The sequence below is a fragment of the Bacillus sp. D48C genome (genome assembly GCF_053345735.1).
In genome coordinates this window covers 302,361-322,820 of record NZ_JBKFAQ010000003.1, presented here as the reverse complement: position 1 = coordinate 322,820, position 20,460 = coordinate 302,361, and the positions used below count along the sequence as shown (strand labels likewise).

The 20,460-nt window shown below is 36.8% G+C and carries 19 protein-coding genes; 9 read left to right on the top strand and 10 right to left on the bottom strand.

Annotation, left to right across the window (positions count from 1 at the left end):
- Positions 1–16 precede the first annotated feature (16 nt).
- From ACLBXA_RS10425 to ACLBXA_RS10415, 3 genes are all read left to right on the top strand, one after another.
- Positions 17–1,090 (top strand): glycosyltransferase family 4 protein, encoded by a 1,074-nt coding sequence (locus ACLBXA_RS10425; RefSeq protein WP_000378320.1) that lies wholly within the window; start codon positions 17–19, stop codon positions 1,088–1,090.
- Between the two features lie 200 nt (positions 1,091–1,290).
- Positions 1,291–2,028, top strand: a complete 738-nt coding sequence (locus ACLBXA_RS10420; protein WP_000597185.1) for a polysaccharide deacetylase family protein — start codon at positions 1,291–1,293, stop codon at positions 2,026–2,028.
- Between the two features lie 104 nt (positions 2,029–2,132).
- Entirely contained in the window at positions 2,133–4,808 is a 2,676-nt protein-coding gene (locus tag ACLBXA_RS10415; protein WP_000820955.1) for a PRD domain-containing protein, read from the top strand.
- 145 nt (positions 4,809–4,953) lie between these two features.
- Here the strand turns inward: ACLBXA_RS10415 and exsM are convergent, their stop codons facing one another.
- Positions 4,954–5,367: an exosporium regulatory protein ExsM gene (exsM, locus tag ACLBXA_RS10410; RefSeq protein WP_000207046.1), complete on the bottom strand. Its 414-nt coding sequence runs from the start codon at positions 5,365–5,367 to the stop codon at positions 4,954–4,956.
- 187 nt (positions 5,368–5,554) lie between these two features.
- Between exsM and ACLBXA_RS10405 the strand changes: the two genes are divergently transcribed.
- Positions 5,555–6,736, top strand: a complete 1,182-nt coding sequence (locus ACLBXA_RS10405; protein WP_447617199.1) for a chromate transporter — start codon at positions 5,555–5,557, stop codon at positions 6,734–6,736.
- 38 nt (positions 6,737–6,774) lie between these two features.
- On the opposite strand, the gene chbG is transcribed toward ACLBXA_RS10405, so the two are convergent.
- The 5 genes from chbG to ACLBXA_RS10380 form a co-directional block, all read right to left on the bottom strand.
- The gene (gene chbG / locus ACLBXA_RS10400; RefSeq protein ID WP_079246176.1) at positions 6,775–7,479 is read right to left on the bottom strand and encodes a chitin disaccharide deacetylase; all 705 of its coding nucleotides are present in this window, start codon (positions 7,477–7,479) and stop codon (positions 6,775–6,777) included.
- Positions 7,480–7,679: 200 nt separating this feature from the next.
- The gene (gene celF / locus ACLBXA_RS10395; protein WP_000145760.1) at positions 7,680–9,005 is read right to left on the bottom strand and encodes a 6-phospho-beta-glucosidase; all 1,326 of its coding nucleotides are present in this window, start codon (positions 9,003–9,005) and stop codon (positions 7,680–7,682) included.
- Positions 9,006–9,008: 3 nt separating this feature from the next.
- Positions 9,009–9,332, bottom strand: coding sequence for a PTS lactose/cellobiose transporter subunit IIA (locus tag ACLBXA_RS10390; RefSeq protein WP_000989059.1), 324 nt, complete (start codon positions 9,330–9,332; stop codon positions 9,009–9,011).
- 182 nt (positions 9,333–9,514) lie between these two features.
- On the bottom strand, positions 9,515–10,819 hold the full coding sequence (gene celB, locus ACLBXA_RS10385) for a PTS cellobiose transporter subunit IIC (RefSeq protein ID WP_063676126.1): 1,305 nt from the start codon (positions 10,817–10,819) through the stop codon (positions 9,515–9,517).
- 16 nt (positions 10,820–10,835) lie between these two features.
- Complete coding sequence (locus ACLBXA_RS10380) at positions 10,836–11,138, bottom strand: PTS sugar transporter subunit IIB (protein ID WP_001023569.1); 303 nt, start codon at positions 11,136–11,138, stop codon at positions 10,836–10,838.
- Between the two features lie 400 nt (positions 11,139–11,538).
- On the opposite strand from ACLBXA_RS10380, the gene ACLBXA_RS10375 reads away from it, so the two are divergent.
- Both ACLBXA_RS10375 and speD read left to right on the top strand, forming a co-directional pair.
- Positions 11,539–12,621: a polyamine aminopropyltransferase gene (locus ACLBXA_RS10375; protein ID WP_001123950.1), complete on the top strand. Its 1,083-nt coding sequence runs from the start codon at positions 11,539–11,541 to the stop codon at positions 12,619–12,621.
- 26 nt (positions 12,622–12,647) lie between these two features.
- A complete protein-coding gene (gene speD / locus ACLBXA_RS10370; RefSeq protein WP_000456838.1) occupies positions 12,648–13,019 on the top strand; it encodes an adenosylmethionine decarboxylase in 372 nt (123 codons plus the stop codon).
- A gap of 262 nt (positions 13,020–13,281) precedes the next feature.
- On the opposite strand, the gene ACLBXA_RS10365 is transcribed toward speD, so the two are convergent.
- Genes ACLBXA_RS10365 through ACLBXA_RS10355 form a run of 3 tightly spaced genes read right to left on the bottom strand, consistent with a single transcriptional unit; the run spans position 13,282 to position 15,227 of the window.
- The gene (locus ACLBXA_RS10365) at positions 13,282–13,599 is read right to left on the bottom strand and encodes a PTS lactose/cellobiose transporter subunit IIA (RefSeq protein ID WP_000379645.1); all 318 of its coding nucleotides are present in this window, start codon (positions 13,597–13,599) and stop codon (positions 13,282–13,284) included.
- A 9-nt stretch (positions 13,600–13,608) separates the two neighbouring features.
- Positions 13,609–14,910 carry a PTS cellobiose transporter subunit IIC gene (gene celB, locus ACLBXA_RS10360; protein WP_447617198.1) on the bottom strand — a complete coding sequence of 434 codons (1,302 nt, stop codon included), beginning with the start codon at positions 14,908–14,910 and terminating at the stop codon, positions 13,609–13,611.
- A 14-nt stretch (positions 14,911–14,924) separates the two neighbouring features.
- A complete protein-coding gene (locus ACLBXA_RS10355; protein ID WP_001023546.1) occupies positions 14,925–15,227 on the bottom strand; it encodes a PTS sugar transporter subunit IIB in 303 nt (100 codons plus the stop codon).
- A gap of 222 nt (positions 15,228–15,449) precedes the next feature.
- Between ACLBXA_RS10355 and ACLBXA_RS10350 the strand changes: the two genes are divergently transcribed.
- From ACLBXA_RS10350 to ACLBXA_RS10340, 3 genes are all read left to right on the top strand, one after another.
- The gene (locus ACLBXA_RS10350; RefSeq protein WP_000649376.1) at positions 15,450–16,667 is read left to right on the top strand and encodes a dicarboxylate/amino acid:cation symporter; all 1,218 of its coding nucleotides are present in this window, start codon (positions 15,450–15,452) and stop codon (positions 16,665–16,667) included.
- Between the two features lie 164 nt (positions 16,668–16,831).
- Positions 16,832–17,989 (top strand): acyltransferase, encoded by a 1,158-nt coding sequence (locus tag ACLBXA_RS10345; protein ID WP_000194338.1) that lies wholly within the window; start codon positions 16,832–16,834, stop codon positions 17,987–17,989.
- A 39-nt stretch (positions 17,990–18,028) separates the two neighbouring features.
- Entirely contained in the window at positions 18,029–18,409 is a 381-nt protein-coding gene (locus ACLBXA_RS10340; RefSeq protein WP_000610158.1) for a VOC family protein, read from the top strand.
- A gap of 40 nt (positions 18,410–18,449) precedes the next feature.
- Here the strand turns inward: ACLBXA_RS10340 and ACLBXA_RS10335 are convergent, their stop codons facing one another.
- Positions 18,450–20,450, bottom strand: coding sequence for a YhgE/Pip domain-containing protein (locus tag ACLBXA_RS10335; protein WP_000676322.1), 2,001 nt, complete (start codon positions 20,448–20,450; stop codon positions 18,450–18,452).
- Positions 20,451–20,460 lie beyond the last annotated feature (10 nt).

Genomic DNA, 20,460 nt, shown 5'->3' with positions numbered 1-20,460 from the left:
AAAGGGTGGGGTATTAATGGACTCACAAGTGATTTATGCCATTTTGGCATCTTTCATCACTGTACTCGTCGTTACTCCTTTAGTTATTAAATTAGCTTTTAAAATAGGAGCGACAGATAAGCCAAACGCACGTAAAGTGCACCAAAAGATTATGCCACGTCTTGGCGGGTTAGCAATCTTTATCGGTGTAGCTGTAGGATTTGTTGTCGGCGGCTTATATGAGCAAAGAATGTTATCGATAACGCTAGGTGCGATTATCATTGTAATCATCGGAATTTTAGATGATATGTACGAGTTATCTGCGAGAGTAAAATTCGGTGGACAACTGTTAGTTGCCATTATGATTGTAAAAAGTGGATTATTAGTGCAAGTATTATATATCCCATTCCTTGGGGATACTGAACTTGGATGGCTTGCTTATCCAATTACAGTATTTTGGCTTGTAGGTATTACGAATGCAATCAACTTAATTGACGGCTTAGATGGATTATCTGCTGGGATTTCATCTATCGTACTTGCAACGCTAGCATATATGGCCTTCACTAGCCCATGGGGTACTGGAACAGCGATTATCTTGCCACTCGCATTAATTATATTAGCAAGTACAATTGGATTTTTATTCTACAACTTCCATCCAGCAAAAATTTTCATGGGAGATACAGGAGCACTATTTTTAGGATACTGTATTTCTGTTATATCGTTACTTGGATTATACAAAAGTGTAACGTTATTCAGTTTTATTGTTCCAATTATCATTTTAGGTGTACCTATATTTGATACGATATTTGCAATCATCCGTCGTATCGTAAATAAAAAACCTATTTCAGCACCAGATAAATCGCATTTACATCACCGCTTACTTGCAATGGGATTCTCTCATCGCAAAACGGTACTAATAATATACGCATTCGGTATTTTCTTTAGTGTAAATGCCATTATTTTCACTAGTGCAACGTTATGGTTATCCATTATTCTTCTTTTCGCTTTGATTTTCTTCACAGAAATCATTGCTGAAATAATCGGGCTTGTACATGAACGTTACAAACCACTTATTTCCTTTTATAAAAAAGTGAAAAAACGCGAAGACTAATTGTAGTATAGCCTTTACCATTATGAAATATTCAAATAGCACCCTCTTTCTTATAAGAGGATGCTATTTTTTTATTCATTATTTTACATTTCCAAAATATAGATTGTTTGAGAGTTCCTCTATTGGAGAAAGATATACATAATAAGAAACGTATCAAGTTTTCTTTTTACATCTTGATTGTCAAACTGAGGGTGAATGTTATGATCAAGCGAGTATTGCAATGTATTATTTTATTTTTAACCATTACTATGTACGCATCATCTAATACTGAAGCAACAACTGTTATTCCTGCTGAATATCATCCAAATACTGAAACGACCTCTCCTACACAAAAAATTGCGTACTTAACATTTGATGACGGGCCAAACAAATATACTACACAAATTTTAAACATCTTAAAAGAAAAGAACGGAAAAGCAACTTTCTTTGTTATTGGCGGAAAAGTGCCACATTACACAAAAACGATGCAAAGATTAATTAAAGAAGGACATTATATCGGTCTCCACAGCATGTCACATGATGTAAAACGCCTTTACACTGGTGACCCTTCCACTTTAATTGCAGAAATGGAGCAAACACAAAGCATTGTCCAGCAAGTTACGAAATTAAATACACATCTCGTTCGCGTTCCATATGGTAGTATGCCTTACTTAAAAAAGAATTACCGTGACGCACTTGTATCGGCCCAGTATAAAATGTGGGATTGGACAATCGATACATACGACTGGAAAAGCTATGACAATCCTTCTGCCATACTCGAAAGAGTACGTAATCAAAGTGATGAACAAGTAGAAGTCATTTTAATGCATGATTCGAGTGTAACCGTACAAATACTGCCAAAAGTAATTGATTATTTACAGTCACAAGGATACAAACTTCTTCCCTATAATCCTTCTTCTCATCTCAAGGTAAATTTTTGGAAAGACACAAGATTGTAACAGCTTTAGTGCCTATGTGCTAAAGCTGTTTTATTTTTCTCTTCCCACCCTTCCCATTTTTGTGTAAAATTTTAAATAGTGATGAAGTTTCGAGGTGAATAGAAATGAAACGAATAGATCTCATTTTTAACGCAATACAAGAAGGCAATTATACAGAAGGTGTAACCGCATCAGAACTAGCTACCCTGTTGCAACTAGATCGCGCCAATGTAAGTAGCGACTTAAACAAACTTGTAAAAGATAAACGTTTATTAAAAACAAATACGCGACCTGTTCGTTTTTACATAGAAACGAACACTTCGTTGGAAACGCATTCAAAAGAAGTAACTTCATTAGATACATTTGCAATTGAAAATACGAGCCTTAAAATCGCAATTGAAAAAGCGAAAGCTTCTATGCTCTATCCTCCAAACGGTATGCATACTTTACTACTGGGAGAAACAGGGGTCGGAAAGTCTATGTTTGCTTCTTTAATGCACGAATATGCAATTGAAGTTGAACAGCTTCCTAAAAATGCACCATTTATCGTCTTTAACTGTGCTGATTACGCAAATAATCCACAGCTACTACTCGGGCAATTATTTGGGATTAAAAAAGGAGCTTACACAGGAGCAAGTGATCAAAAAGGATTAATTGAAAAAGCACATGAAGGAATTCTTTTCTTAGATGAAGTACATCGCCTACCTCCAGAGGGACAAGAAATGCTTTTCACCTTTATTGACCGCGGAGTGTACCGCCGCCTTGGAGAAACAGAGAACGAACGTAAAGCACAAGTATTAATCATTACTGCAACAACAGAAGAACCAAATTCATTTTTATTAAAAACATTTACAAGACGTATACCGATGACTGTTACGCTGCCACCACTTCGTGAGCGTACACATAAAGAGCGCTTTGCTTTACTACAGCTATTTTTCACAAATGAAGCAATTCGTCTGCGAAAAGACATTCACGTTAGCCCAAATGCAATGCGTGCTTTCGTCTTTTATAATTGTCCCAATAACATTGGTCAATTAAAAACAGATGTTCAAATTGCCTGTGCGAAAGCCTATTCTGATTTGGTCACAAAGAAACGTGATTCTGTCTATGTTTCAAGTACAGATTTACCTTGGTATATGAAAGAAGGGTTGTTCATTGAAAGGAAGAGCCGTCACTTATACCAAATACCAAATGAAACATTTGTATTTACAGGTGAGGAAGGTTGGAGTAATCATAAAACAGAAGATGAAAAACGCTCTTCTATTTACGATTATATTGACTATAAATACGAAGAACTTCAAGCCCGTGGTATCGAAGAGGAAGAATTAGAATTACTAATAGAAAATGATGTTCAAAGCTTTTTCGTACAATATTTTAACCAAATATCCAAAAAAACAAGCCATGAAAATGTTTTTAAAATTGTGGATCGTAATATCGTTTCCGTATGTGAAAAAATAGCGGAACTTGCTGAAAAGCATTTATCTAAGACGTTTGATGAAAAAGTATTTCTCGCTTTAAGTTTACATGTACAGACAACTCTACAACGTTTACAAAGCGGAAAACAAATACATCACCCACAATTAAATCAAATTCGTACGAAATATAAAGAAGCTTTTTCCGTCGCTATGCAATGCATTCAACTACTGGAGGAAGAATTACAAATAACAATGCCTATTGATGAAGCTGGCTTTTTAACAATGTTCTTCGTTGTTGATCCAATTCCTGCCTCACAAACAGAAGTAAAAGTATTAATATTAGCACACGGTAATGGCATCGCAACTGAAATGGCAAACGTTGCAAACGAACTTCTCGGCATTGAGGAAGTAACCGGTATTGATATGCCGTTACACGAATCACCGAAAGATTTCTTGGAACGTGTGAAAGTGTATATGAAAACACTACAAAATGTAAATGGGCTTCTCTTACTTGTTGATATGGGGTCACTTGCTTATATCGGTGACATATTAGAAACGGAGTTCAAAATCCCTGTACGTGTTCTCTCGATGACGAGCACACCACATGCACTAGAAGCAGCTCGAAAAGCTCAGCTCGGTTATTCATTAGATGCGCTGTATGAAACAGTAAAAAATTTAACACCATTTTACTTAAACGTACAAGAAGAAAAGAAAAAACCTCTCTCTCCAATGAAATCTGTTATTTTAACAGCTTGTTTAACTGGTGAAGGAAGTGCTCTAGCTATTCAAAAAATGTTAGAAAACTATTTAAGATTTGATAAAGACTTAATTGAAATTATTCCGATTAGTATCGTCCATGAAAAAGATTTAACGAAAATGATTGAGAACATAAAAAAAGAGCGTAACATCATTTGTATCGTCACGAATTTCGATGTGCAAGTGCCGTGCTTAACATATCATTTCCAAGACATCGTAAACTACACAGTAATTCAGCCCATTCAAGAATTAATTACGTATGAAGAAACATATGCAAAAATGGCGGATATTCTTGAACAACAAATGCAGCGTAACGATGGGGCATTACTGATCAAAACAATTCGTTACGCATTAAATACAATTCAAGAATTAATTTCCTTACAGCTAACTCCTGATAGCTTAATGGGCGTTATTCTGCATATGAGCTGTATGGTTGACCGTCTTCAAAAAGGAGAAAGCCTTCTTCCTCATCCTGATAAAGAGAAAAGAAGACAAGATGAATACTGGATGTATATGAAAGTAAAAAAAGCATTGCAACCAATTGAAAATACATTTGAAATACAAATACCTGATGACGAAGTATTTTACGTTATGGACTTCTTTATTAAAAATCAGCCTGCGAAAAATTAATCGAGGCAGTTTTTAAAAATATCGACCGTAACGCGAGTTATATCAGCGATTTTCAAAATATATCGCTTTACCGACAATAATCGCTAAAACTAGCACCTTATATTAAGAAGAAAAGGCTGTTCCAACATATGGACAGCCTTTTCCTCTATTTCTTTACTTTTCTAACTCGCCCTCTTATTTCTCCTCTTTTTTGTGATTTCGTATGGACATTAACATATACGTTTGCTTGAATAATTTCTTGAAGTAAATGTACAAATGATTTCCCTTGTAAAGGTCCCTCAAAATCCTCCACATTCACTACACCAGTAATGCTTCCCTCGTTCAAGCTAATACCTTGCTCCAGTGGACCATACAAATATAAAACAACAGGACCAATTTGAGTAGACTTCCCTAAATGAATTTGACACGATGTAACCTTTTCTATATTTTTTAGTATGACTCTGTAATGCAATTTCGTTAAATCATCACTAAAAATAAACTCTGCTACCCCAAAAGCTTCTGTATTTACAGGAGGCACTTCCCTCTTACCTGTTAACCTGGCAAAGAAATGTGTTGTCATAAGGCATTCTCCTTATATAAATTTCCCAGCACTACTTCTACTACTTTATGGTTTAGACATAATCATTTATGACTTTTTCAATTTTAATTACAAAGAAAAGATTCACAAAATCTTTACATTGTAATTGTTCCTGTAGATTGAAAGTCTCTTGTATAATGCACATAGAAAAACATTATAGGAGGTTCCATTGAAAACTAACAAATACACTTTTCATACATTATTAGAGATTTTTCTCGTCTCATTTAAATTAGGACTTACTTCATTCGGCGGTCCTGTCGCTCATCTCGGCTATTTCCACCACGAATACGTGCAAAAAAGAAAATGGATGGATGAACGAAGCTATGGAGATTTAGTAGCACTATGTCAATTCCTTCCCGGTCCTGCCAGCAGTCAAGTCGGTATGGGGGTTGGATTATTACGGGGCGGGCTATTAGGAGCTATTATTTCATGGATTGGATTCACTTTACCGTCTGTGCTTGTTTTGGTTTTCTTCGCCTCATTCCTTAATCAGTTCGATCTTGGAAGTGCTGGCTGGATTCATGGACTAAAACTTGTAGCAGTCGCTATTGTCGCTCATGCCATATGGGGAATGGCGCGGAAGTTAACTCCAGATCGAAATCGTGCAACGATTGCGATTGTAACTGCCGCAATCGCCTTATTATGGCCAAGTAGTTGGACACAAGTCACCCCCATCATACTATGTGGCTTTATCGGCTGGTTGTTATATCGCAACCAACCAATTAGCCAATCTCAACATATAAAAGTACCTATTTCAAAAAAGATAGCAGTTTCTTGTCTCGTCTTATTCTTTGGACTATTACTACTGCTACCAATATTAAGACCGTTCTCTTATTACATCGCTTTATTTGATAGTTTCTATCGCTCTGGCGCACTTGTATTTGGAGGAGGACATGTCGTGCTGCCTCTTCTTGAAGGTGAGTTCGTACAAAACGGAATGATGATGAAAGAACAGTTCCTAGCTGGATACGGATTAACACAAGCAGTACCAGGACCACTGTTTACATTCGCCTCTTATATAGGAGCAGTGTTAGACGGGACGCTTGGGGCATTACTCGCAACAATTGCAATTTTCTTCCCTGCTTTCTTACTCGTTATTGGTGTTTTACCATTTTGGAACAGCGTGAGAAAAATATCATTCATACAAGGCGCACTACTTGGAGTCAATGCCGCTGTTGTCGGTATTTTACTAGCAGCTTTTTATGATCCTATTTGGACAAGCACAATTATGAACGCTGTAGATTTTGTTTTTGCATCTCTTCTATTTTGCTTGCTCGCTTTTTGGAAAACACCACCTTGGGTTATCGTTATACTCGGGGCATTTGGCGGATATGCTCTATCCATTTTATAAATAAAAAACGACGGCATGATGTAGCCGTCGTTTTTCTATTAAAACTTCACAAGCTCTATTCCTTCTGGTAATTTGCTCTCTGTTAAAATACGCAATTCCTTCACACGATTCATTACGTAAGAAGAACGCTTCACAAGCTCTGGATCAATATAAGCTGGATGAACCATAATTTCTACCGTTTGTTCACCTTGTACTCTTTCTTTTAACTTCACAAAGTAATCTTCCGTCACACCATCCGCATAAAAGTCACTGTAAAACACATCAGAAAATGGGCGCACCGCTCTATCTTCCTCACAACGACGAATCGGAACATTATATGTAGCCGCTAATCTCTCAAGAACATCATGTAAAATCGGTAAACCATGCACATGATGATGACTATCTAAATGAGTTGGTGTTAATCCGTAAGATAGGAATTTCTCAATTTGAGCAGTCCACTCTCTCTCAACTTCTTCTGGATTTATATTTCCTTCCCTTACGACACCTTGTTTATGAAACAATCCATCGCTACTTACAAGTGATGGTACGTCTCCAAGAAGTGGTTCTCCTGCCGTTAATACAAGATGTACTCCTACTCCTAGCGTTTCATACTCTTTGGCTAAGCGTACCGCATGCTCTGTTCCTGGCATATTCATCATCATCGTCGTTGAATTTACAAGTCCGTTTATATGCCCATCAATAATGCCGTAATTTGTACCTTCTGTAAGACCGAAATCATCTGCGTTTACAATTAACTTAATCATCGTAATACCTCCTAATAAAGTGAAACTTTAATCAGTGGGGGGTTTTCTCCCCCCCACTGATTATTAGTTGAACCAATCGGACTTTTATGGGCAGTTGATCCCCCACCTAATTTCTTTGTTTTCGCTGAATTTTGAGGTAGTGGTCTTACTGCCCATTAAAGTGGGATAGAATAAAAAAAGCGGGCTAAATAGCGCCGCTTTTACTTCTCTACCTTTTTGAAGAACTGCGGAAGATATTCTTTATGTGCTTCCAACATTTCATCTAAAATTTGTTTTGCAACTGTATCTGATGGTACAAGTGGATTAATTGTCATAGCAAGCAGCGCTTTATGATAATCACCTGTAACAGCAGCTTCAATTGTTGTGCGCTCAAATGATTTAATTTGCTGTACTAAACCGCGAACTGGTACTGGAAGATCTCCGACCGCAATTGGTTTTGGACCTTCTTTCGTAATAATACAGTTCACTTCAACAGCAGAATCATCTGGTAAGCTTGCAATTGTTCCGTTGTTTCGTGTATTAACAGGCTGGATATCACCTTTATTGTTGTAAATAGACGTAATTAAGCTACATGCTGCGTCACTATAATAAGCGCCGCCACGTTTTTCTAATTGTGGTGGTTTAATATCTAAATTCGGGTCTTTATATAACTCAAATAAATCATTTTCTAATTGTTTTACTACTTCTGCACGTGTACCTTTTTCAACAGAAGCTTCTTTTTCTTCTTCTAACATTTCACGTGTTTTGTAGTAATAACGATGATATGGACATGGAATTGCACGAAGACCGCGAATAAAGTCTGGTTCCCAGTTAAGCGCTGCGATATTTTCCATCGTAATTTGCTTTTCCGGATCTGTTACAAGCTCTAACACACGATCCATTACACTTACGCCATCTAAGTATACATCTAGTCCGTATACCATATGATTTAAACCTGCAAAATCAACGTGGACACGACTTGCATCTACTTCAAGTAATCTTGCAAGACCCATGCGGATTCCGATTGGAACGTTACATAGACCAACTACTCTTTGAATATTTGTATAACGAAGGACAGCTTCTGTTACCATACCAGCTGGGTTCGCAAAGTTAATTAGCCATGCATTCGGACAAAGCTCCTCCATATCTTTACAAATATCTAAAATAACAGGAATCGTTCTCAGTGCTTTGAATAAACCACCAGGACCATTCGTTTCCTGACCGATTACATCATATTTTAATGGGATTGCTTCATCTTTTGCACGTGCTTCTAATAAACCAACGCGAAGTTGTGTTGTTACGAAGTCTGCATCTTTTAATGCCTCACGGCGATCAAGTGTTAAATGTACCTCGATTGGTAAACCAGATTTTTTCACCATACGTTTCGCTAAGTTACCAACAATTTCTAACTTTTCTTTTCCTGCCTCAATATCTACTAACCAAATTTCACGAACAGGAAGCTCATCATAACGTTTAATAAATCCTTCAATTAACTCTGGTGTATAACTAGATCCACCGCCGATTGTAGCAATTTTAATTCCAGTCATGCTTTATTCCCCTTTCGCTTCAAGCTTTTTATAAAGATCGATAAACTCTGCTGCTAATTCTTTCACTGTAATCGCATTCATTAAATGATCTTGTGCGTGAATTAAAAGAACACTAACCTCTGTTTTTTCTCCTCTTGCTTCTGATTGTATGAGCTCTGTTTGGAAATGATGCGCTTCATTAATCGCTTCTTTCGCCTTTACCATCGCTTCATCTGCTTCTACCATTTTCCCCTGTTTGGCAAATTGAAGTGCCTCCATCGCAAAGCTTCGTGCGTTACCACTATTTAAAATCAATTGGAATGGAATTTGTTCTGCTGTAGTCATCATAATTACCGCCCTCTCTATAAGGTTCAACCGATTTAAATACCCCTTCAGTTTGAACATGTCTATTAAAGTATGAATTTGTTAATGATAGTTTAGTGTTCATATAGATGTTTTTCATCTTTTTGAACATGATATAAAGGTAATTGTTCTCACAGGTATCGTTGTCTATGAGAACAATTACTATGTTACATAGGTAAAGAGTTGTTATTTTCTTGTGCTGCTTTCTCAGTACGGATAACTGAACGATCGCATGCGACAACGAATGGGAAGTAAATCGCCATTGCAACAACAAAGTTGAATAATTGTAAAATCGCACCAGAAGGATGTAAACCTGTTACAAGATACCCACTAATAATTGGTGGAACGTTCCATGGAACCATCGCTACTGTTTTTGGTACCCATCCTAAGTAAATTGCTGTATAAGATGTAATAACTAACACAACAGGTGTTAATACGAACGGGATGAATAAAATTGGATTTAATACGATTGGTGTACCAAAGATTACTGGTTCGTTAATGTTAAATGCACCAGGTCCAATTGATAGACGAGATACACCGCGTAATTGTGCACTTTTCGCTACAATTAATACAACTACTAAAAACGCTAATGTTGCACCAGAACCACCAAGATATACGAAAGTATCAAAGAATGGTTTTGTAATAATGTTTGGAACATCAAATGCAGATGTACCATCTTGGAATAACTTAATATTTTTCTCTAATGCTGGTAAATAAAGTGGCTCAATAATACCACCAACAATATTTGGACCATGTAAACCGAAGAACCAAAGTACATGTACTAATAATGCAATAAAGATTGCACTTGGTAACGTACCCGCTAAACCTTGTAATGGAACTTGTAATGTATTAAAGATATACTCATGAACACTTGTACCTGCTAGTTTTACTGCTAATTGAATACTTGCAATACCTGTTAAAATCACAAATGCTGGAACTAAAGCAGCGAAAGATTTCATTACTGCTGGTGGTACACCGTCAGGCATTTTAATTGTAATGTTTCTTTGAACAAAGAAGCGGAATATCTCCGTTACGAGTATGGAGACAATAAGTGAAACGAACAAACCCTGTGCGCCTGTCCAAAGCATATTTATTCCAGCTTCTTTTGGTGTTGTTGGTGTAAGAATAATTAATGCACCAAACGAAATAATACCTGCTGACAATCCATCAACACCGTAAGATTTTGCTAAGTTATAACTTATGGTAACCGCCACCATCAGAGCTAATACCCCGAAGGACCCTGTCCACATACCAGCACCAATTTGTGTCCAAGTTTCACCGAATAAATCTTTCATAAAATTTTGGAATGCTGGAATTGGTAAACCATTAACTAGTACTGCCATCGAACCAACTAAAATAAGTGGCATAACTGCAATAAATCCATCTCGGATCGCAGCTAAGTGACGTTGCGATCCGATTTTACCAGCAATCGGAACCATGTACTTCTCCATAAATGCAATAAACTTTTGCATTTTACTTCCCCCCTAATTATTTTTTAAGTGTTAATGCGTGATCTAAAACTGCTTCTCCATTCATCATGCCGTAGTGCATTGGATTGATAACGTCGATTCCAACGTTTCTCTCGTCAGCAAGCGTTTTCATTGAAGAGAGCATGTAACGAACTTGTGGTCCTAGTAATAATACATCTGCTTGATCGATATTCGTTTTTACTGCATCCCCAGATACAGCCCAAATCTTGCCTTCTAGACCGCGAGCTTTTGCAGCCGCTTCCATTTTTGTAACTAGTAAACTTGTAGACATCCCTGCTGAGCAACATAATAAAATATTCATTTGAAAATCCCCCTTGTGTAGTATAAAAAATTTATGTTTTATTTATTTTTCTTTACGCTATTTATTAATGCAATTAGCGTGCCAACTTTTTAAAACCACTAAAATCAGCACTTTTTCGACTGTTTTCTTTGTGTGTTAACGCTTTCAATTAGTGTGTTACTCAAAAAACACACAGTGTGTTATAAAACAACACGCTTTTAACACATAACTGTATGAAAATAGATTAGTGTTTAGTTGTCTAGTTATGCTTAACATAAAAAAACACTAAAAAAATCTTTCATCGTAGAATCTAGTAAAAAAACAACATGCTCTTGAACACACTCTTCTATCTATTGTCCAAGCAAATTCTACTAGATTACATAGAATAGATTAAAATAACACAATTCGAAAGGAGATTCCTATGCCAAAACATAGAAAACAAAGCAAAATAAAGATTTATAGAATAAAAAGCTATAAAAAAGACAAGCGTTCTGAAGTAGACTCTGACAAATTTGAACTAGAACAGCAGGACAAGCACGATACACAAGACAAACAAGATGAACAGGATAAACAAGTACAATCAGAAAATGTAATTATAGTACCCACAGATTCACACAACTTAGATGTGTGGGATGAAATTTCTCTAAAGGAAATACAAGCTGGTGAACATACAAATTTATTTAAAGAAAAGAGTAATTATCAAAATATTAATTTAGTCCAAGTAAACGATATTCGCTTATACTTGGACAAGCAACTACAATTCAGCTCCGTCGATGAGCAAATTTATCATGAAGCACTTGTACATCCAATTATGTCAAAAGTAATTGATCCAAAACGTGTTCTCATATTAGGCGGTGGCGATGGTCTTGCCCTGCGAGAAGTTTTAAAATATGAAACTGTACTACATGTAGACCTTGTTGACTTAGATGGATCGATGATTGATATGGCTCGTAATGTTCCAGAATTAGTTTCTTTAAACAAAAGTGCATTTTTTGATAATCGTGTAAATACACACGTATGCGATGCAAAAGAGTTTTTAAGCTCTCCTTCCTCTTTATACGATGTAATCATTATTGATTTCCCAGACCCAGCGACAGAGTTGTTAAGTACTTTATATACAAGCGAACTTTTTGCTCGTATAGCTACATTCTTAACAGAAGATGGCGCATTCGTCTGCCAATCTAATTCACCTGCTGATGCACCTCTAGTATACTGGAGCATCGGTAATACAATTGAACATGCTGGACTAACTGTGAAAAGTTATCATACAATCGTTCCTTCTTTTGGAACTGACTGGGGATTTCATATCGCTGCTAATTCTGCCTATGTACTAGATCAAATTGAACAATTATATGTAGTACCAACTCCTCGAACCTTGCCTGCTCTTCTTTTTCCTTTATTTCAATTTAAAGAAGAACATCTAGAACAACGCAACCTCGCTCTTTTAAATTCAGAATCGAACCTTATCCTACATCAATGCTACAAACAGGAAATGAAGTTTTGACGATATTATAGTAAGGAGTGTTGCCTATGGAATATTCTACTTTTGGCAAGCATATAATAGTAGATTTATGGGGAGTAGATTTTTCTCTACTAGATGATACGCACTTTTTAGAATATCATTTAGTTACAGCTGCAGATTGCTCTGGTGCCCATGTTTTAAACGTAAGTAAAAAAGAATTCCAGCCATATGGTGTTACTGTATTAGTGTTATTATCAGAAAGCCATCTTTCCATTCACACTTACCCGGAACAAAATTTTGCAGCTATTGACTGTTATACTTGCGGTACAACCGTTGAACCACAAATTGCGATTGATTATATCGTAAATATATTAAAACCGGAGCGGATGCATATAAAAAGATTAATTCGTGGTATAGGAGAAATTGTTACTGCCGATTAATTATAACTCTTACTCATCCGGAAAAAGGAGGATTGTAAATACCATCAGTGGGATGAACATTCCACTGATGGTACAGGCATATACATAAAGTGAAACTTTAATTAGTGGGGGTTTTGTTCATCTCCCACTAATTATTAGTTGAACCAATCGGGCCTTTACAGACAGTTAAGCTCCCTCCTAACTTCCTTGCTCCAGCCACATTTTGAGGTGGGAGTTTTACTGCCCGTTAATGCGGGATAAAAAAACCTTGCATAAGTAAGGTTCATTCATCCACCGACATCTTCCTATATAACTCTACAAACTCACTCGCTAATTCTTTCACTGTAATTGCATTCATTAAATGATCTTGCGCGTGTACCATTAAAAGAGTAACTTCGGTCTTTTCGCCACCAGCCTCTTTCTGTATAAGCTCCGTTTGTACACGGTGCGCCTCTTTTAATTCCTCTAGCGCTTCTTGTAATTTAGCTTCTGCTTCTGTAAACTCCCCACGCTTCGCACAATCAATTGCTTCCATTGAACAACTTCTCGCGTTTCCTCCATGCAAAATTAAATGAAAAGCTTTCGTCTCTATCGTATCCATTTTACTTCTTTACTCCCCCTTTTCTTCTGCTACTTTTTGTTTATCCCATATTTTTAAGAACGGTAAATAAATGAAGAATGCAAGCGCAAAGTTGACGAGTTGTAAAACAACACCTGAAATTTCCCCACCCGATCCTAAATATCCACTGAAAAGAATAGGTGTCGTCCAAGGTACAGCCGCCCCACTCGGACGTGCGACCCATCCCCATTCCATTGCAAAGTAAGAAACAATTGTTAACACAACTGGAACCAATATAAATGGAATTAATAAAATTGGGTTCATTACAATTGGCATACCAAAAGTTACCATCTCATTAATATTAAATATACCAGGCGCGATTGACAATCTCCCTAAACTTTTTAATTGTTGACTTCGTGCAAATAGTAACATTCCGACAACTAGAGCCAGCGTTGCACCAGAACCGCCCATATAAATCCATAAGTCAAAAAACTGTGCCGTAATGGTATTTGGTACATCTTGCCCAGCTTGAAAAGCAACTCGATTTTGATCCATTAAAGACAACCAAACAGGGCTCATTACACCACCAACAATAGTAGCACCATGAATTCCACACGACCAAAGAACATGAACGAGAATAACTGCTATTATTGCGCCCCAAAGACTAGCACCAAGTACACTAAGTGGTTCCTGTAAAATTTGTCCTACAATATTATGGATACTGCCAAAAGAAGTATTTTCTATAATTAAGCGTAAAATCCAAATAACTGTTACAACAATAAAACCTGGAACAAGTGCCGCAAATGAACGCGTGACAGCTGGTGGAACTGTCTCTGGCATCTTTATAATTATCTTTTTTTGTACAATAAACCGATAAAGTTCAGTAGATATAAGTGCAATAATCATTGCTACAAATAACCCTTGGCTTCCCATTAATGCAGCTGGGATAGCGCCTTCTACAAGTACACTCTCTTTTGTACTTGGTATAATATATGCAACTTGAAATGGAGTCGCAAGTAAAAACGTCACAAGCGACAATGCCCCGGATGCTAAAGCATCCACTTTATAATACTCTCCAAGCCTGTAAGCGATTCCAAAAACAGCTATTAAAGCCATTATATTAAAAGTTGCACTAACTGGATACCCTAAAGCTCTCTGCCAATTCTCACCAAACAAACCTGCCATAAACTCGTTATATCCCGGTATCGGCAGTGCACTAATAATGAGGAAAAACGATCCAATAATTAAGAAAGGCATCGTTAAAATAATTCCATCTCGAATTGCTTGTAAATGCCTCTGCTCTGCAACCTTCCCTGCCACCGGCATCACATACTTCTCTAAAAACCGTATCATCTATCCCACTCTCCTCATGGTTTCATTGACAAAGCTGCTTGCAAGATAGCTTCTCCATTACAAAGTCCATAATGGACGGATTGAATAACATCAACAGGTACCCCTTTCTCCTTACATAATTCTTTCATTTTCGGTAATAAATAACGTACTTGCGGTCCAAGTAAAAGGACATCAGCTTTATCAATATGACTATTCACTTCAGAACCTGATACTGCCCAGATTTTCACTTCTATCCCTCTTGCCTCTGCTGCTTTCTCCATCTTTGTAACAATCAAACTGGAAGACATTCCCGCTGCACAGCAAAGCAAAATATTCATTCCGCTTCCCTCCCCCTTTTTCTAAACCTAAGTTATGGTGCATCCCTTGCCACCACTAGGTTACAAATATATATGTCTAGATTTCCTGCTGTATGCCGAGCTTAAAAACAAAAATTTCTTGGTTTTCACGCTATTCCATTTATCCGTATTCTCCTAGTAAAGAGGACTCTAACTCGCTATAATGATTCAGTATGATTTTTTAATTGATAGGAGGATATATTTATGAAGGCATATCGCTTTCCACTTATTTTATTATCTTCTATCCTAATTGGTGGTTTCATTGGTTATTTCATGGGTGCCGATGCAGTTGCTTTAAAGCCGCTTGGTGATATTTTCTTAAACTTAATGTTTACGATTGTTGTACCTCTAGTGTTCTTTAGCATCGCATCGTCTATTGCTAATATGGATGGATTAAAACGTTTCGGTAAAATTATGTCTAGTATGGCTGGGACTTTCTTATTTACAAGTATTTTAGCTGCTATTTTTATGATTATTGTCGTGAAAGTATTCCCGCCAGCACAAGGTGTTGTACTAGAACTAACACAACCTGACAAAGCCGGCAAAGCTGTTAGTGTTGCAGATCAAATCGTCGGTATTTTAACAGTATCTGACTTCTCGAAGTTACTATCTCGTGAAAATATGTTAGCTCTTATTTTCTTCTCTATCTTAATGGGGATTGCAACTTCAGCAGTTGGCGAAAAAGGAAAGCCATTCGCTACATTCCTACAAGCTGGTGCAGAAATTTCAATGAAAGTTGTATCTTTCATTATGTACTACGCTCCAATCGGACTTGCTGCTTACTTCGCAGCATTAGTTGGTGAATTCGGACCACAACTTCTTGGAACTTACTTCCGAGCAGCAATGGTATACTATCCAGCTTCTCTTATCTACTTCTTTGTATTCTTCACGTTCTATGCATACCTTGCAGGTCGCAAACAAGGTGTACAAGTATTTTGGAAGAACATGGTCTCTCCTACAGTTACATCACTTGCAACTTGTAGTAGTGCCGCAAGTATTCCAGCGAACTTAGAAGCAACGAAGAAAATGGGTATTTCTTCAGACGTTCGTGAAACAGTTGTCCTTCTTGGATCTACACTTCATAAAGATGGATCTGTTTTAGGCGGCGTATTAAAAATTGCTTTCTTATTCGGTATTTTCAACATGGAATTCGAAGGACCGAAAACATTAGCAATCGCACTTGTTGTTTCTTTATTAGTAGGAACAGTAATGGGTGCTATTCCAGGCGGTGGTATGATTGGTGAAATGTTAATCGTATCTCTATACGGTTTCCCGCCAGAAGCATTGCCAATTATTGCAGCAATTAGTACAATCATTGATCCACCTGCAACGATGTTAAACGTAACAGCAGATAACGCTTGTGCGGTAATGACAGCTCGCCTTGTAGAAGGTAAGAATTGGATCAAAAACAAATTTGCTTAATAGATAGAAAGAGGATGCTCGTTTAGAGCATCCTCTTTTTGTCGTTATTTGTTGATAAGTTGATATCTCCTCTCGCCACAAATTTGTTACAATCTTCACAAATATTCCACATCCATTATCCATTCTCCGTACTATAATCATGTATGGAAAAGGAGATGGAAATAATGACTCAAAGCGCACCAGAATTTAAAGTTTTGCAAAGCATTGCATTTCTCGCTGTTGTTTTGCAAAGTTCCTTATTATATACAATGAATCAAGGAAATGTCTTACTTGAGCAATCTCTCATTATGGGCATGCTATTCAACCTTGCAAAATTCTCAGCACCAGCATTCATATTTATCGTTGGATTTCACTTAATTCGGCACTATACGAAGCAATTAGTATATAAAGAATATATTTCTGAAAAAGCGACACACTTACTCATTCCTTATTTCTTTTGGTCTATTCTTTACCTATTAACAACAAACGATCTTATTACGTTACAAAGTGGAATAAAAAGTTTATTACTCGGAACAGCCGCGCCCCATCTTTGGTACGTTATTATGATGTTCCAAATTCACTTATTGTTCCCTTTACTATGCACACTTTTTTATTGGTTTCAAAAACGAACAGAAAATAAAAAAGACATATATAAATATATGACCTTTTTCGCGTGCCTATATTTTCTATTAATGTGGTTCTCTTCTCACTATATTTTTAATGGAGAAAAATTAACAAGTTCAACAATTTTACATTATACAGATCGATCATTTCTATTCTACTCATTCTATTTCGTTATGGGTGGCATTGCCGCTGTAGCACTAAAAACTTGGCGTCTATTCGTCATGAAACATATCCCGCTTATAACAATATTATTTTTCATCTTATTTTTATTCATCAATTATGAGTTGTTTAGTTTTCACGGAGCAAACTCTATTCATTTAACTGTTTCTACCTATTTAAAACCATCTATGTTTTTATATATCGTATGCGAAATTATCATACTGTATATGTTATCTATTATGATAGTACAGCGTCGTGGTTTCTTATATAAAACGTTACGTTTCATTGGAAATTACACGTATGGTGCTTATTTAGCTCACTTATTCTTCTTGCAACTATGCACAAAGTTTCTTTCTTTATTCACACTGCAAGAAAATACTATATTATATAGCCTATTACTATTTGTGTTAACGGCTATTATCTCTATTTCAACAATGGTCATTTGTAGCACAATACCATTTCATACTTGGATTACAGGGCCTTCTCCTACAACAAAGATGAAATGGACGAAGGTTGTATTCCGAAAAAATCATAAAAAACTATTCAAGCCATATATTTGATATAATGATACGCATATAAAAAGAAAGCGAGAGACACCTATGATTAATCAAGTTGGACAAATTATGCTATATGTAAATAACCAAGACGAAACAGTACAATTTTGGACAGAAAAAGTAGGGTTCCAAATCATTGCGGAAGAAAATAACGGAAACGGATTCCGCTGGATTGAAATTGCGCCGGCGAAAGAAGCAGGAACAAGCATCGTCCTTCACGATAAAGCGTTAATCGCGAAGATGCAACCTGAATTAAACTTAGGTACTCCTTCACTTATGTTCTTCTCTAATAACTTAGATCAACTGTATAAAGATCTTTCAGAGAAAAATGTCACAGTTGGACAGGTTGTAGATTTACCTACTGGTAGAGCATTCAACTTTGCTGATAATGAAAATAATTACTTTGCAGTAATGGAACGTAAATAAAAAATAAGCTATCCGAAAAAATCGGATAGCTTATTTCATTTTAAGAAACTTGTTCTGCATTCGTTTCTTTATGCTGTATATGGCTCGTGATCCAAGCAATTCCACCGGCAACAACGAGATAACATAACAATATTAAAATTTGCATTTGTAATTGCGACCAATCTCCTAAAGAGATAACATCTTGTAATCCTCTAAGAGAATGGGACATTGGGAGAAACTGTCCAATTTTGCTAAGCACAGCTATGTTTAATTCTCCTGGGAAAGTACCTCCACTCGTCGCTAATTGCAGGACAAGAAGCGTTACCGCTAAGAACTTTCCAACAAGACCAAATACTGTTACTAACATAAGAATAAATGTCATGAACGTAAAGGAAATAACAATACTTGATAAAACAAAAAGTGGCACACTGGCAACTTCTAGTTTCATAACACCTAGCACAACTACATCTACGAGTAGCGCTTGAATAAGTCCAATTAAATATACCAATCCTAATTTATTAATAAAATGTACCGTTCCGCTTACCTTCATATTTTGTCTGCGGCCAAGAGGTAAAATATTCGATGCCATAATTCCGCCAACATAAAATGCAAGTGATAAGAAATATGGTGCAATGCCTGAACCGTAGTTAGGAACGTCAGAAACTGTTGACTTCACTAACTGAACTGGCTCTGAGAACATCGTATTGCGTGCATCATCATTACGGACATCCGCTATCTTCTCTGCGCCCTCTCCCAATTTCGTAGAAAGTTCTTTCGCACCATCATCAAGTTTAACAAGTCCATTTGTTAATTTACTAGCACCGTTATTCAGCTCCGTTCCACCACTCGCAAGCTGATTTACACCTTCTTGTACTGTTGTAAATCCATTTCCCCACTTCGTAAATCCATCAGCTAAATTCGATGCACCATCTGCTACCTTTTTCGTTCCAGCAGTAGCTTCATTTAACTTAACTCCGAATGTATTCATGCCTTCTTCAATCTTATGTTGACCCTCAGTAAGCTTCTTCGCTCCTTGTGTCAATTGTTGTTGGCTATTATTTAAAGTACTTGTTGCTTTAGCTAGTCCATTAGACGTAGCAACAATTTTTTGAAAAGCGGGATCTTGCTGCACTTCTGGATGATTTTTCACGTACTCTTCTAATTGTTGTTTTACACTATTAGCTGCACCATCCGCTTTTACTTGGCCTTCAGCAAGCTTCTCACTTCCACTCACCCATTCATTTGTACCAGCACTTAATTCACTAACTCCTGATTGTAACGTTTTTTCACCTTGTGCTAATAACTCCATACCACTATGAAGTGATGTCACTCCTTGACTCAGCTCATTTGCCCCCCCGGTTAAAGCAGATTGACTGGATGCAAGCTTTTCACTTCCCTCTTTCAATTTCGATGTCCCATCACTTAAACGATCAATACCATCCGCAAGCTGATTCGCTCCATTTTTTGCATCGGTCGTTCCTTCATGTAACTTCTCAGCCCCATTACTTGCATCACTCAATCCTTGTGCCAAATCTTGAAACTTTGAAAAGACACCCTCTGTATAAGATTTCGTAATACTATTTGAGATTTTTGTTTTCATATTTTCAACAGCTGTCGTTCCAATTTGAGCTGCTACAAAGTTTTTACCTGGATTTACTTTGTACTGTAACTTTGCTGGCTCTGGTTTCTCATCCATAAGTGTACTTACCTTTTTAGAGAAATTCTCTGGAATCGTAACAACCATATAATATTTATCTTCTTTTAACCCTTCATCAGCATTTTTTTCTGATACGAAATGAAAAGCCAGTTCCTTATTCTCTTTTAAATTTTTAACAAAATCGTCTCCTGCATGAATTGTTTTTTCATCCATCACAGCACCCTTATCTAAATTCACAACTGCAACAGGTAATTTATCTAATTTTCCGTACGGATCCCAATATCCAGCCAAGAAGAATCCTGAATAAATTAACGGAACGATTAATAAAAAAATTAAAGCGATACGTCCATGTTTATGGTGCCACATCGCTTTCCAATCTTTAAATATAAGTTGAATTCCTTTCATGAAACATACT